Origin of the sequence: Saltatorellus ferox (assembly GCA_007751475.1) — a bacterium.
Lineage (GTDB): Bacteria > Planctomycetota > UBA1135 > UBA1135.
Genome location: CP036434.1, coordinates 3,150,667 through 3,165,017 on the forward strand (window position 1 = coordinate 3,150,667; position 14,351 = coordinate 3,165,017).

General features: G+C 69.1%; 10 protein-coding genes. 8 read left to right on the forward strand and 2 right to left on the reverse strand.

The window, feature by feature from the left end; all coding sequences use genetic code 11:
- The first annotated feature begins 1 nt into the window (after position 1).
- The 4 genes from Poly30_RS11230 to Poly30_RS11245 all read left to right on the forward strand — a co-directional run bounded on the left by Poly30_RS11230 (position 2) and on the right by Poly30_RS11245 (position 6,945).
- On the forward strand, positions 2–3,475 hold the full coding sequence (locus tag Poly30_RS11230; protein WP_145197262.1) for a DUF1553 domain-containing protein: 3,474 nt from the start codon (positions 2–4) through the stop codon (positions 3,473–3,475).
- Between the two features lie 2 nt (positions 3,476–3,477).
- Positions 3,478–4,935: a DUF1501 domain-containing protein gene (locus tag Poly30_RS11235; RefSeq protein ID WP_145197264.1), complete on the forward strand. Its 1,458-nt coding sequence runs from the start codon at positions 3,478–3,480 to the stop codon at positions 4,933–4,935.
- Positions 4,936–5,008: 73 nt separating this feature from the next.
- A complete protein-coding gene (gene truD / locus Poly30_RS11240; RefSeq protein ID WP_145197266.1) occupies positions 5,009–6,373 on the forward strand; it encodes a tRNA pseudouridine(13) synthase TruD in 1,365 nt (454 codons plus the stop codon).
- A gap of 80 nt (positions 6,374–6,453) precedes the next feature.
- Entirely contained in the window at positions 6,454–6,945 is a 492-nt protein-coding gene (locus Poly30_RS11245) for a DUF5658 family protein (protein ID WP_145197268.1), read from the forward strand.
- Between the two features lie 9 nt (positions 6,946–6,954).
- On the opposite strand, the gene Poly30_RS11250 is transcribed toward Poly30_RS11245, so the two are convergent.
- Entirely contained in the window at positions 6,955–7,137 is a 183-nt protein-coding gene (locus tag Poly30_RS11250; protein ID WP_145197270.1) for a peptidase associated/transthyretin-like domain-containing protein, read from the reverse strand.
- Positions 7,138–7,479: 342 nt separating this feature from the next.
- Positions 7,480–9,567 carry a sulfatase gene (locus Poly30_RS11255; RefSeq protein ID WP_419191256.1) on the reverse strand — a complete coding sequence of 696 codons (2,088 nt, stop codon included), beginning with the start codon at positions 9,565–9,567 and terminating at the stop codon, positions 7,480–7,482.
- 112 nt (positions 9,568–9,679) lie between these two features.
- Here Poly30_RS11255 and Poly30_RS11260 point away from each other — a divergent pair, with 112 nt between their 5' ends.
- Genes Poly30_RS11260 through Poly30_RS11275 form a run of 4 tightly spaced genes read left to right on the forward strand, consistent with a single transcriptional unit; the run spans position 9,680 to position 14,313 of the window.
- On the forward strand, positions 9,680–10,822 hold the full coding sequence (locus Poly30_RS11260) for an NAD-dependent epimerase/dehydratase family protein (protein WP_145197274.1): 1,143 nt from the start codon (positions 9,680–9,682) through the stop codon (positions 10,820–10,822).
- On the forward strand, positions 10,801–12,030 hold the full coding sequence (locus Poly30_RS11265; RefSeq protein ID WP_145197276.1) for a glycosyltransferase: 1,230 nt from the start codon (positions 10,801–10,803) through the stop codon (positions 12,028–12,030). The genes Poly30_RS11260 and Poly30_RS11265 overlap by 22 nt, the downstream gene beginning before the upstream one ends.
- A 31-nt stretch (positions 12,031–12,061) precedes the next feature.
- Complete coding sequence (locus Poly30_RS11270; protein WP_145197278.1) at positions 12,062–13,219, forward strand: glycosyltransferase family 4 protein; 1,158 nt, start codon at positions 12,062–12,064, stop codon at positions 13,217–13,219.
- Positions 13,216–14,313: a glycosyltransferase family 4 protein gene (locus Poly30_RS11275; RefSeq protein WP_145197280.1), complete on the forward strand. Its 1,098-nt coding sequence runs from the start codon at positions 13,216–13,218 to the stop codon at positions 14,311–14,313. The genes Poly30_RS11270 and Poly30_RS11275 overlap by 4 nt, the downstream gene beginning before the upstream one ends.
- The last annotated feature ends 38 nt before the right edge of the window (positions 14,314–14,351 follow it).

Here is a 14,351-nt window from a genome sequence, read left to right on the forward strand (position 1 = left end):
CATGAGTTTTCCCCTGGTTGCCGCCTTGATCCTGCTGCCGTCGCCGGTGAGTTCGACGGCTTCCGAACGTCCTGACTTCGCGACCGAGGTCCGCCCGATCCTTGCGCGGCGCTGCTTCGCGTGCCACGGGAACGACGAGGAAACGCGCGAGGCGGGCCTCCGGCTCGACAGTTTTGCGGCGGCGACTCGTGATCGCGACGGCTTCCCTGCGGTGTTGCCCGGACGCCCCGACGACTCGGAGATGATCGCTCGCATCATCGATGAGTTCGATCCGATGCCGCCGGAGTCCACGGGCGAGTCCCTCGACGCCGGGGAGATCGACGTCCTGCGGCGCTGGATCGAAGGAGGCGCGGAGTACGCGCCGCACTGGGCGTTCGTGGCGCCCGAGCGACCGGAGACCCCGGGGCCGGAGGGGGTCCATCCGATCGACGCCTTCGTGGCGGAGCAGCACGCGACCCGGGGCCTCGACTGGTCGCCGCAAGCCGACGACTACACGCTCTTCCGCCGCCTGTCGCTGGACCTGACGGGGCTCCCGCCGGAGCCGGAGGCCGCGCGCGCGTTCGCGGAGTCGCGCGATCCCGGCAAGTACGATGCGGCGGTCGAGGCTCTGCTCGACTCGCCCGCTTACGCCGAGCGCTGGGCCGCGGTCTGGTTGGACCTCGCTCGCTACGCCGACTCCTCCGGCCACGGCTCCGACCCGCTGCGCGAGATCTGGCGCTACCGCGACTGGGTCATCGACGCCTTCGATCGGAACATGCCCTTCGACGAGTTCACCGAGAAGCAGCTCGCAGGCGACCTGCTGCCGGACGCCGACGTCGAATCCCGCCTGGCGACGGCGTTCCATCGCAACACGATGACGAACACGGAGGGCGGCACGGACAACGAGGAGTTCCGCGTGCTCGCCGTCAAGGACCGCGTGAACACGACCATGTCCGTGTGGATGGGGCTCACCGCGGGCTGCGCCGAGTGCCACAGCCACAAGTACGACCCGATCAGTCACGTCGAGTACTACCAGCTCTTCGATCTCTTCAACCAGACCGAAGACGCCGACAGGGACGACGATCGACCGCGACTGGCGACGCCGACGCCCGAACAGAAGGTCCGGTACGACGCGGCCCGGAAGGACCTCGACGAGGCAGAGGCCCGACTTCGGGGGAGCCTGCCGAACGAAGGCACGCCAGCGAGGCTGGCGCGCGAACGGCAGCTTCTGGAGCGCGTCGCGCGTCAGCGCTGGACGCCCGTGATGCCGGACGACGTCCCTGGGGGGCTCGAGGGCGCGCGGCTCTACGCCGACGGCACCGTGCTCAACGCCGACACCGCGGCGCGTGCCCGCCAGCGAGTCACCTGGCTCAGCTCCGAAGCCGCGCCTCTGCGCGCGCTGCGCCTCGACGCGGTGAGTGATCCCTCGCTGCCCCGCGGCGGCCCCGGCCTCGCGCCGGAGAACGGCAACTTCGTCCTCACGGATCTTGCGCTCCGCGCGACGCGAATCGACGTCGCGCCCGTCGAGGCCGCATCGGTGCGGATCGAGCTGCCCGGCGAGTCGCGGATCCTCTCGATCGCCGAGGTCGAGTTGCTCGGCCCGGAAGGCGCGCCGATGGCGGGCGCGCTCGTGAACGCGCGCCAGTCCACGACGGGCTACGGGGGCGAAGCGGGAAGAGCCGTCGACGGGCGAACGGAGGGCTCCTACGAACTCGGCTCGGTGACGCACACGGCGGAAAGCGCGAACCCGTGGTGGGAAGCGGAACTCGCTGCGCCTCTCCTGGTCTCCGGCGTGCGCGTTTGGCCCCGAACGGACGGTACGCTGGAGTCGCGGCTTCACGGGTTCCGGGTGGTGCTGCTGGATGGTGGCGGCGCCGAGGTGTGGCGCTCCGCGCTTGCGCCTGCGCCCGCCGGAGACGGACTCGTCCCCGATGCCGACCCGTTCCAAGACGTCGGCCCCGTGGTGGGGCAGCCGCTCTTGCTGCGCGCCCTGGGCGCGACGCACGAGCAGAAGGGCTTCGACGCCGCACGCGCCGTGGACGGGATCGTTGGGAGCGAGGACGGCTGGGCCATCGGCGGTGGGCAGGGAGCGGGTCAGGCGGCGGTCTTCGCTCTGCCGGCGCTGGAGCCAGGCTACTACCGATGGGACGTCACGCTCGCCCAGGAATTCGGCGGGCATCTCCTGGGCAAGTGGCGGCTCTCGACGTCCGCCGAAGTAAACGAGCCGCTGCTGCTTTCCTCCGCGGCGGAATCGGCCCTGCGCAAGGTCGCGGAGGATCGCGACGCCGCCGAGTCGAAGGCCGCGCTCGAGGCGATCTTGGCCCACGATGCGGACTACCTGGCGCTGGTCGCGCAGAGGGACGAGGCGCGCGCTCGCCTGGAGGCGATTCGCGTCCCGACGACTCCCGTCATGGTCGAGCTGCCCGCCGAACGGCGGCGCACCACCCACGTGCTGACGCGGGGCAACTTCCTGCAGCCCGAGGACGAGGTCCGGGCGGCCGTGCCCGCGGTGTTCCCGCCGCTCCCTGACGGCGTCGAGCCCGATCGCCTCGCGCTGGCGAAGTGGCTGATGTCGGACGTCAATCCGCTCACCTCCCGCGTCACCGTGAATCGCGTGTGGGCGAGGCTCTTCGGGCGCGGGCTCGTCCCGTCGGAAGGCGACTTCGGCTCCCAGGCGGAGCTTCCGAGCCATCCGAAGCTGCTCGACTGGCTCGCCGTCGAGTTCCGCACGAGCGGCTGGGATCACAAGGCGCTTCTGCGGACCCTCGTTCACACGCGGACGTACCGGCAGTCGTCGGACGTGCGCGGAACGGACGTCGACAAGGACCCCGAGGGCGTCTGGCTCTCGCGCTATCCGCGCCAGCGCCTCGAAGCGGAGATGGTGCGGGACAGCGTGCTCGCCGCGTCGGGGCTGCTTTCCCACAAGCGCTTCGGCCCGTCGGTGTTCCCGCCACAGCCCGAGGGGCTCTGGCAGGCGGCATTCAACGGCCAGCGCAGCTGGATGGAGAGCGAAGGGGAGGATCGTTATCGCCGGGGGCTGTACGTGTTCCTGCGCCGGACGGTTCCCTATCCCATGCTGGCCACGTTCGACGCGCCGAGCCGCGAGAGCTGCACGGTCCAGCGCATCCCCACGAACACGCCGCTGCAGGCGTTCGTGACGCTGAACGATCCGGTGTTCGTCGAGGCGAGCCAGGCGCTGGCGCGGCGTTCGCTGGAAGCTACGGGAAGCGGCGGCGACGACGCGAGCGTTAAGCCCTCCGACGTGATCGAGCGGATGCTGTGGTTCTGTCTCAGCCGGCCTCCGGCCGCCGACCAGGTGGCGATCTTGGAGGCACTGCACGCGGACGCGCTCCTGGCGTTCGAAGTGGACCCGGACGCGGCCATGGACTTCGGTCATGCGTCGGTGGGGGAGACGCTCTCGCCCCCGGAGCGAGCGGCCTGGACCCTCGTGGCCAGCGCCGCCCTCAACCTGGACCGAGCTCTCACCAAGGAATGACGATGGGTCAAGCACGCAACGATCTCGCCGCCGCCACGCGGCGCACCTTCCTCAGGCAGGGGCTCTCGCTGGGGGCGATCGCGATGGGGGCCTCCGCGATGGGGGCCTCTGCGATGGGGGCGTCCGGGGGAGAGGAAGCGTCGGCCCTCGCGCCGAAGAAGCCGCCGCTTCCGGCCCGCGCCAAGCGCGTCCTCTACCTCTCGATGTCGGGCGCTCCGCCCCAGCACGAGACCTTCGATCCGAAGCCAAAGCTGAACGAACTCGATGGAACCCTCTGCCCCGAGGCGCTGATCGAGGGCAAGCGGCTCGCGTTCATCAAGGGGCATCCCAAGCTGCTCGGTTCGCCGCATCGCACGTCGAGGGTGGACCCGCTCGGGATCGAGGTCTCCGATCTTCTGCCCGGCTTCCGCGACTACGCCCACAGCGTGACGGTGATCCGGTCCATGCACACGGATCAGTTCAACCACGCGCCGGCGGAGATGCTGCTCTACACGGGCAATCAGAACGTGGGCAAGCCGTCCATGGGGTCGTGGGCCACGTGGGGCCTCGGCTCGATGAACGAGAACCTCCCGGGCTTCGTGGTGATGGTCTCCGGCGGAAGCGATCCGACGGGGGGCAAGAGCCTCTGGTCGAGCGGCTTCCTGCCCTCGGAGTACCAGGGCGTGCGGCTGCGATCCGCCGGCGACCCAGTGCTCTACGTGTCGGATCCCAAGGGCCTGTCGCGGCCGATGCGGCGCCGGATGCTCGACGCGCTGAGGGACCTCAACCGGAGCGACCACGAGCGGCACGGCGATCCCGAAACGCTCGCGAGGATCGCGCAGTTCGAACTCGCCTACCGGATGCAGGTCGCCGTGCCCGAGGTCACGGATCTGTCGATGGAGTCCCCGGAGACGCTCGCCTCCTACGGGGCGGTTCCCGGTCAGGCTTCGTTCGCCAACAACTGCTTGCTCGCGCGGAACCTCCTGCGCGAGGGCGTGCGCTTCGTCCAGCTCTACGACTGGGGCTGGGACATCCACGGCACCGGGAAGGGCGACGACCTCATCACGCACTTCCCGATGAAGTGCCGCGAGATCGACCGGCCCATCGCCGCGCTCATGCGGGACCTCGAGGCCACGGGCCTCCTGGAGGATACGCTCGTGCTCTTCGGCGGTGAGTTCGGCCGAACGCCGATGCTGGAAGCGCGGGGCGGATCGAAGTTCCTCGGACGCGATCACCAGCCCGACTGCTTCTCGATGTGGGTCGCCGGTGGAGGCGTCAAGGCCGGGCACGTCCACGGGTCCACGGACGACCTCGGCGCGTCCATCCACGAGGATCCGGTCTCCGTGCGTGACCTCCAGGCCACCGTCCTCCATCTGCTCGGCTTCGACCCCGAGACCTTCCGCTTCCCTTACCAGGGGCTGCAGCAGCGCCTGATCGGTCCGGCCCAGGGGCCCAGGGTGGTGAAGGAGATCCTCGCGTAGCGGGCGAGACTTTCACCCGATCTGAAACGAATTCGATTCTCCAGGGAGTCGACGCATACGCCGGGGCCCTCCGATGGTGCATCATCCCGCGTCGAGCCGCCTGGAGCGCGCTCGGCCCGCGATGATGTTGAACGACGATGCGTCCCCGCCCCCGAAGAACGGCGGAGCTGCGAGGGAGACAGAAGGCTACTCGAATCCAGTGGATCCGAGTCTCTCGCGACCCTTCCGTTTCAAGGCGCGCCCGGAGGACTTCATCGTCGAGGAGCTGCCGCTCGACGTCGAGGAGCCCGATCCGTCGGGCACCCACGTCTGGTTCGAGATGGAGAAGCGAGGGATCTCGACCCCCGACGCCACGCGCAGACTGGCCCGGGCGCTGAATCGACAGCCCCAGGAGATCGCGTTCGCGGGCCGGAAGGACGCGGTGGCGGTCACGCGCCAGCGCATGTCGATCGAGCACGTTTCGATCGATGAACTCCTCTCGCTGAGCCTCGACGGGATCCAGATCCGGAACCCGTATCGGTGCAGGAAGAAGCTGCGGGTGGGGCAGCTCGCCGGGAATCGGTTCCACCTTCGCCTCACAGGTGTCGAGGAAGAGACGCGGGATCGGCTGGCGGACGAGCTGGCTTCGCTTCAGCGCACCGGGGTGCCCAACGCCTACGGCGACCAGCGTTTCGGCCGCGGCGGCGGCGGGATGGCGCTCGGCCGCGCGCTCGTGAAGGGCACGCCGATGGAGTATCTGCAGTGCCTTGCCGACGAGTGCGCGCGCGGCCCGCAAACCGAGGCCGCCCACGAGCTCTTGCGCAGGATCCGCGAGGGGAACCCGAGCGAGCTCCGGCGCGCGACCGAGCTCGTTCGCTCGCTCACCGACGACCTGCGGGCGGTCGCGAGGACGCTGGCGCGGCGCCGCCCGGACGATCTCGGCGAGCTGGTGCGGGCGGTTCCGCAGCGGTCTCGCTCGTTCCACCTGGCCATCCTCCAGGCGAAGATGTTCAACGAAGTGCTCGAGCGGCGCGTGGCGGACGAGACGTTCGCGACGCCGCTCGTGGGGGACATCGTCCGCGCGGCCAACGGAAGGCACTCGGAGCTCATGGAGCTGCCAGCGCCCATCACTGGGCCCAGTGATGGGCCCAGTGAAGCGTCCGGGGAGACCATCGTGACGGGACCGATCTGGGCGGCCGATATGAAGGCGGCCACCGGAGTTCCCGGGGAGATCGAGCGTGCGGCGCTGGAGGCGGAGGGGCTCACCCCTGCGGATCTGGCGAATCCTGGCGGCCTGCGGCCCCGGGGCGCGCGCCGGCCTCTGACGGCGGCGCTCGGCGGCGCCTTGACCGAAGAATGGCGCGACGAGGCGGTCTGGATCGCGTTCGATCTCCCGGTCGGTTCCTACGCGACCGTGGTGCTCGACGAGCTGGCCCGGCGCGTCTCCGGGCGAGACTGAGGGGCTCGGACGGGCCCCTTCCCCCCGGAGATTCTTGCTACGACTTCGGATTCGGACCCCGATGGGTCGATGCCACACTGATGGCTCCTCCACCGTCCCACGTCCAGTCGCTTTCCGGCTCGAATCCGTTCGACCCGCCGGTCCAGGCCGCCACGCGCCGTCGGACCCATCCGGACCGCCGCATGGCGCCGACGCCGCGCTTCTCGCGCTTCTCGATCCGGGGAGGCCGGCGGGCCACCATCCAGCGCGGCGAGGAGGCCGAGGGCAGCTACGTCGACGTCTACTCGACCTGGGTCCTCTTCTGGGTCCTCTGGGTCGCGCTGATGAACATCGGCGACAGCTTCTTCACGATGGTCCACCTTCAGGCGGGCGGCGTCGAAGTGAACCCGGTGGCAGCGGCGATGCTGAAGACGGGCTGCTTCGGCTTCGTGTTCCTGAAGGCGGTGCTGATCGGCGTGGCGCTGTTGGTGCTGACGCTGCACAAGAACTTCCAGCTGGCGCGCTTCGGCCTGGGGCTGTCGACGGCGGCGTACACGGCGCTGGTGATCTATCACCTGACGCTGTTCGAGTGAGCGGGCGCCCTACTCGTCGTCTGCTTCGAGGATGAGAGAGAGGTCTGGCCCCACGTGGGTGAACGTGCGGGGCTGGTAGCCGGGGGCTCTGGCCGTGATGGAGACCGGCTCAGCGGGAAGCAAGAGAGTCGCTTCACCCGCCACGCTATCGCGTGCTGCGGACGGTATCGACGCGCACACGAGCGTGAGCATGAAGCGGGTAAGCGGCTGGACAGCGAGGACCCAGACGCCATTGGGCAGCTCCCCGTGGAAGTTGACCGATCCAAGCCTGCGCTCAAAGAACTCCGGCTCCGCGTCCGGCGCATCGACTCGCCTGGCTCGGCTGGCTCGGCTGGACCGCAGTCGGGACCTTTCAACTCCCGTCGTGCGCAGGGCCCTCCATCCCCACGTGGATGGGCCCCTCCTCGACCCCTTGTGAACGCGGCACGAACTCCGAAGTACCTGTCTCAGGCGCGTCCTTCGGCGAGCCTGACCGAAGGAACGCGAACACTCCCAGGAGCGTCAGAGCTGGCACCGTCAGTCGAGCGGCGCGATTCACTTACCGTCTTTGACGGGCGCGAAGTCCGGGACGAGCGCGTCCTTCAGGAGTTCGGGTGCGCCGTCTCCCTCGAAAGCGAGGCGCCAGGGGCTCTTGTCCCACTCCAGGTCCGTGAACTCCGGGGCCCACCAGCGCATGAGGGACTCTCCGCCGCTCGCGTAGCCCATCGCGGCGAGCTTGGCCTCTTCCTCGCGCGTCATGTCGCTCGCACCGTGCAGCCCCATGGGGACCGCGGCCGCGAGCCACCGCTCCAGCGCCGACCGCATGCGCATCGCGCGCGGAAAGTGTTCCAGCAGGACGTTGTTCTCGCAGTGCGGGTCGTCCGAGAGTCGGAAGAACCCGACGCTGCCCACCTCGTGGACGAGTCCCGAGGATCGGTTCACCGCTCGCTTCAGGAACATCTGCAGGAGCCAGCCTTCGGATTCGATGCTTGCGCAAAGCCCGTGGGCGGCGAGGGCGAAGCGCGGCTCGGGCGGCGGCGTGTGCGTGAAGAGCTCGCGCAGGTCCTCGCCGGGGAAGCCCTCGTCCTCCGCGCCCGCCATGCGTAGGAGCGTCTTGCCCACGTCCAGCATCTCCGTCGGAGCCTTCACGCGCGTTCCAGGCGGAACTCCGGGGCCCCTGAGGATGAGCGGCACGTGCACCGTCGAGGTGAGCACGCCGAAGTGCGTCCAGAAGGTCGACTGCTCGCCGAGGCCTTCTCCATGGTCCGCGGTGAAGGCAACGATCGCATCGCGCGTGCGCGGGGTCTGCATGAACGGCCCGAGTCGACCGTCGAGGTAGCGCACTTCGCCCGCGTACATGGCGTTGACGAACGAGGGGTCGCGGATGCCTGCGTTCTTCAGCCAGTCGGGCACGCGTGCGGGCTCGATGCCGAGGCTCACCTCCTTGCGGTAGGGGCTGGGGCGACCGCTCAGTAGCTCCTCTTTCTGATCCCTGTGAATCTTGTAAGGACTGTGGACGTCGAAGAGGTGAATCCACAGGAACACCGGCGCATCGCCCGAGTCTTCCAGCCAGCTGGCCGCGAGGTCGAGCGTCTCCGCGCCATCGCGTTCCGTGGGGAACGCGGCGTTCATGCGGTGGAATCCCTGGCCGAGTCCGCTGAGCTGATCGAACAGGTGAAAGGCGCTCAGCGCCGCGTAGCACCGATAGCCCTGGGCGTTGAATCGCTCGGCAAGCGTGTCCGCGTCCCGTGACAGTCGCGTGTTGTTGTTGACGATCTTGACGTCGCGGGGATGCAACCCCGTCATCAGCGAGATGTGCGACGGGTTCGTGTTGTTGATCGCCGCGAAGCAGTCGGTGAAGATCGCCCCTTCACCCGCCAGTGAGTCGAGGTAGGGAGTCGCGACCGGCGAGGAGGGATCGAGCGCGGAGACGTGGTCGGCGCGGTGCGTATCCGAGGTGATCAGCAGGACGGTGCGCGGCCGTGCCTCCGCACCCTTCGCGCGGCTCGGCTCGCGAAACGCGACCCACGGCTCGCTGATCCAGGTGGGGCGCGCGGGGTCGATCTCCTTCTCGAAAGCGATGAAAACCCGCGTGGCATCCGTGCCCTCCAGCGGCAGCGTGACGGTCCGCCAAGAGGACTGGGTCTCCACTCTCAGCGGCTCGCCGCCGACACCTTCCTGGGAGACGAGGAGGTCGGGACCGTTCAGCTCCGGATCCCAGAGGCCGCGTTCCTCCCCGCTGACCGGGACCGCCGAAGAGACTTCGAATCGCAGCTCGAGGGCGCGGCTCTTCGTCTGCCCTTTCGGCGCCTCCGCCGCTCCGATGTCGAGCCATTGCCCTTTCTCCGTCAGCATCACGCCCTTGCGAGCATCCCGGTACAGGTTGACCGCCTGCAGCATGCCGTCGGCGAAGGTGACCGTCGGTAGCGGCTCCAGGGGCGGCGCCGATTCCAGCGCCGGGCGCAGGGCGTCCCCCGCCGCTCCCGACCTCTCTGACCCGGGCTCCCCCGAGGCACCATCGGCAGCGCGGGAGACTCCTGCATCGCTCCCAGAAGTCGCGGGCTCGTCAACGCCTCCACAGCCCCCGAGGAGCGGGAGCGAGGCGGCCAGAAGGAGAAAGGGGGCAAATAGGGTCCGGAGCATGCCCATGAGGGTACCTATCTAGCCCTGTGTCGAGGGGGCTGGATTGGGTAGTCTCCCGACCGGAGACAGTGGCGGGAATATCCCGGGACATCGAGCGTCTCCGCCTCTTCACATGCGCGATACATCCCACGTCCTCATCACCGGAGCCGCTGGCTTGATCGGTTCCTCCGTGGCCCGAGTGCTCCGGGACCGGGGCGTCCGCGTCACGGGCCTGGACGATCTGTCCGCTGGCCACCTGAAGCGACTGGATCCCCTGATGGAGGCTCCAGAGGGCGACGGATTCCGCTTCCTCGAGGGCGACGTTCGGGATCGTGACCGCTTGCTCCAGGTGATGCTCGGCGGGCCCCTTGGCCCGGTGACCTCGGTGCTGCACCTCGCGGGTCGAGTCGGCGTCCGCCGTTTTCTGCAGGATCCTGTGGCCTGCGAGGAAGAGAACCTGGACCTCGGTCGCTCCGTCGCGGCCGCCGTCCGGCACGCGCGTGGCCAGGGCCGCACGCTGCGCGTCATCGCCGCTTCCACGTCGGAGGTGTACGCGGAATCGGATCAGCCACTGTCCGAGAAGTCCCCGCTCCGCCCGCTCGTCGCCGAAGGCCGCTGGCGCTACGCGGCCTCGAAGCTGGCCGCCGAACTCGTTCTCGATCGAGTCGTCCACGACGCCGTCCACCTGCGCTTCTTCAACGTCGTCGGACCTGGCCAGGACGGAGGCTCCGGCATGGTCCTGCCGCGCTTCATCGAGGCCGCGCGCTCGGGACAGCCCCTACGAATTCATGGCCAGGGCACCCAGGTGCGAACCTTCGCCCACGTCGATGCCGTGTCCCTCGACGTGGCGGCGCTCGCGGCGCCCGAGGCCTTTCCCCACAGCAGCGCGCTCGCGGACTTCCGGGGCGCCCTCAACGTCGGGGGTTTTGCGCGGACGACGATTCTGGGGCTCGCCGAAGAGGTGGCCCGGGCCGTGGCGCACGCTGGCGGCGTGGCGCGCGCACCCCTTCAGTTCGTGGACCCCAGCGTCGACGTGGGGGAGAACTTCGAGGACGTCCATCACCGGGTCCCGGACCTGGGCGAACTGCGCTCGCTGGGACTCGGATCCAGGCGTCTCGGGAGCGCCGCCTGGTCCCTGGAAGAGATCATTCGTGATGTCGTGCACAGGCATCCATCCGCCCGTGGGGACAGCGTCCCGAAGGACCACCCCGGGACGGAGCGGAAGCCTGACGTCAAGGGCGCCCAGGCCGTCCCATGCGAATTGCCCGTGTCCTGACGCGGCTGAACCTGGGCGGGCCGGCTCGCCAGGTTCTCGCGTCCGATCCGGTCCTTCGCGAGCGCGGCCACCGCGTCGTCGTCTTCACGGGACGGCCTGAACGGGGGGAAGGGGACCTCGCGGACCAGCTCCGGGCCGGCGGAATCGAGGTTCGAGAGGTCCCGGGCCTCCGACGGGGCCTGGGCGCCGTGCTTCGCGATGACCGACGAGCCCGGCGGTTCCTGGAGGCAGCCTTCGCCGAGCTGCAGCCCGACGTCGTTCATACCCACGCGTCGAAGGCCGGCGTGATCGGTCGTGCCGCTGCCCGGCGGGCGTGTCCCGGGGCCGGAAGAGTGCACACGTTTCACGGGCATGTTCTGGAGGGCTACTTCCCGGCTCCCGTGAGCGCGATGTTGATTCGCGTGGAGCGGAAGCTCGCCCGCAGCACCCACCGGATTCTCGCCGTCTCCGAGGCCACGCGGGCCGATCTCGTTCGACTCGGAGTCGCCGTGGCCGGGAAGATTCAGGTCTGTCCCCCGGGGATCAGGCTGGATCCGTTCCTCCACCTGGCGCTCGCGCGCGGCGCGTCTGGAGCGCCGGCGGTCTCAGGGGAGAAGCCGACGCAGAGCCTGCGCCGCGCCCACAGCATCCCGAGGTCCGCGCCCGTGATCGGCGTCATCGGACGCCTCGCCGGGGTCAAGCGCACCGTTCTGGCGGTCGAGGTCTTCGGCGCCGTCGCCGCGGAGTTCCCCGAGGCGCGGCTCCTGATCGCCGGGGACGGCGGAGAGCGCCCGCGGGTCGAGGCGCGCATCGCGCAGCTCCCGCCCGACATGGCGCGGCGAGTTCACCTGCTGGGGGCGCTGGACAACGTGGTGCCCGTGCACGAAGCGATCGACGTGCTGCTCTCGACGTCGTCCTCCGAGGGGATGCCGGTGGCCATGATCGAAGCCGCCGCCGCGGCTCGTCCCGTCGTCTCGACGGCCGTGGGCGGCGTTCCCGAGCTCGTCCAGAACGGTATCACTGGCCTGCTCGCGGTCGACCGCGACGGCCTGGCCGCCGCCGTCGGCGGCCTCCTCGGTGACGTCGACGATCGCCTCGCGATGGGCCGTCGTGCACGGACCAGAGTCCAGGAACGACACTCCGCGGGGGCCCTGGCCGATCGCCTCGAGGCGCACTATGAAGAGGTGCTGAGAAGCGTTCACGATAAGGCCGAGCCACAAGGCTCGTAGTCGAAGGGCAAAGCTTGCTAACCTGCATCCCGTGAACCTCTTGATGGTGAGCGGCGACCGACAGGTCGCCATCGGAGAGCGTGGGCCGTTCTGGTCGATGCAGCGGCATTTCTCGACCTTCTTCGAGCGTGTGGACGTGCTCGTGCCCGAGCAGGAGCGCGAGGCCACCGTGCTCACGATCCATGACAACGTGCATTTCCACCCGGCCCACGTGGGACGGGCGCAGATGCCGAAGTGGATCGAAACCTACGGGGCGGCGCTGATCGAGGAGCATCGGCACGGCCTCATCGTCAGCCACGACTACGGCACCTTCTACAACGGGCGCGGGAGCGCGCGGCTTTCCCGCAAGACGGGCGTCCCGTTCGTCTCCGAGCTGCATCACATCCCGGGTCATCCGGTGGCCAAGGGCGCGGCCGAGCGCGCCGAGAAGCTCCTCGCCCGCGCTTACGTTCGCTGGGTGAGGAACAAGGTGCGCGCCTTCCGCGTCGTCAACGAGACGGAGATGCCGCAGCTCCTGCGTACCTGGGGCGTTCCCGACGAGAAGATCGTCGTCCTGCCCTCGCAGTACCTCGACTTCGACGTCTTTCATCCGCCGCGTCGTGAGACCGCGATCCAGCGCGACCTCGTCTTCGCCGGACGCATGGTCGCCAACAAGTGCGTGGACCGGATCCTCGACGCCATGGGGATCATGGCGGGTCAGGGCAAAAGGATGCGCGCGATGCTGGTCGGCAAGGGGCCGGATCGGGCGCAGCTGATGAAGCAGGCGGAGACCCTCGGGATCGCAGGCGACATCGAATGGGTCGAGTGGATCGCGGATCCGAACGAGCTGGCCGAGGTCTATCGCTCCAGCCGCGTGTGCGTGTGCGCGTCGACCTGCGAGGGCGGGCCGCGGTTCACCGTCGAGGCGATGGCCTGCGGTACGCCGGTCGTGTCCACGCCCGTGGGCGTGATGGCGGACCTATTGAAGGACGGAAAGGCGGGCAAGCTGGCGGGCTTCGACGTCCCGAGCCTCGTGTCGGCGCTGATCGACGTCACGACCCATGAAGGGCGTCGACGCGACCGCGGCAGCGAGGCGATCCGGCGGGTGCAGAAGTTCGAGTACCACGCGGCGCTGCAGCGCTATGCGCTGGGTCTCAAGGCATTGGGGCTCCAGCCTTTGGGCCTACGGGGCGGGGAGGGCGCTGCGTGAAGCTCCTCTTCGTGACCCAGGTCCTCGACCGTGACGACGCCGTGCTCGGTTTCGTCATGCGCTGGGTCCAGGGGCTCGCCGGGCAGGTCGAATCGCTCCGTGTCCTCGCCCTGGAGGTGGGCAACGTCGAAGGCCTCCCCGGCAACGTCGACGTGCGCGAGATAGGTCGTCGCGGCTACGTCCGGCGCTTTCTCCGCTACCGCCGCTACCTTCGGGAGTCCTTCCGCTCCGGTCCGAACGGCGGCTTCGATGGGCTCCTCACGCACATGGTGCCGCGCTATTCGACCCTGGCGGCGGGTCCGGCCGCGAAAGCGATGGGTGGCAAGGGGGCGGCGCACTTCCTCTGGTACACCCATAAGGGCGTGGACAGGCGCCTGCTCTCGGCGCTGGAGGTCGTCGATGGCGCCTTCACCGCCTCCGATCTCTCCCTGCGCGTGGATACGCCGAAGAAGATCGTCACCGGCCACGGGATCGACCTCGACCACTTCGACGTGCCGCCGGTCGGCGAATTCGAGGATGGCCGGATCCAGCTCCTCTCGGTGGGGCGACTGACGCCTGCCAAGGACCCGCTCACGACGCTGGAAGCCGTCTCGCACCTGCGCGATGAAGGACTCGATGTCCGCCTGACCTGGGCGGGAAGCCCGCTCGCGCGAGGTGACGACGACTACGAGGCGATGGTGCATCGGGCTGTCTCGGGACGGGACCTCGACGGCGTCGTCGAGTTCGTCGGGGCGGTGCCCTATCCCCGCATCCCGCAGATGTTCGGGGCGGCGGACCTCTTCGTGAACGCGTCGCGAACGGGAAGCGTGGACAAGGTCGTCCTCGAGTCGATGGCGGCGCGGCGACCGTTCGTGAGCTGCAACGAGTCGATTCCACCCGTCTTGGCGGCTGATTCGGAGCTCGCGACGCGCGCAGGCGACTACGCCTTTCAGTCGGGTGACTCGATCTCGCTGGCGAGCGCGCTTCGTGTCTGGATTGATCGGTCCGCGGACGATCGGCGCGCCTCGGGCGAGCGGCTTCGCGAGATCGTGGCACGTCATCACGAAGTCGATGCGCTCATGGCGCGAATCGTTCGTAGGATGGAGGAACGTTGAGCGACTTCATTCCACAGCGTGATCGGGATCGGCGCAGG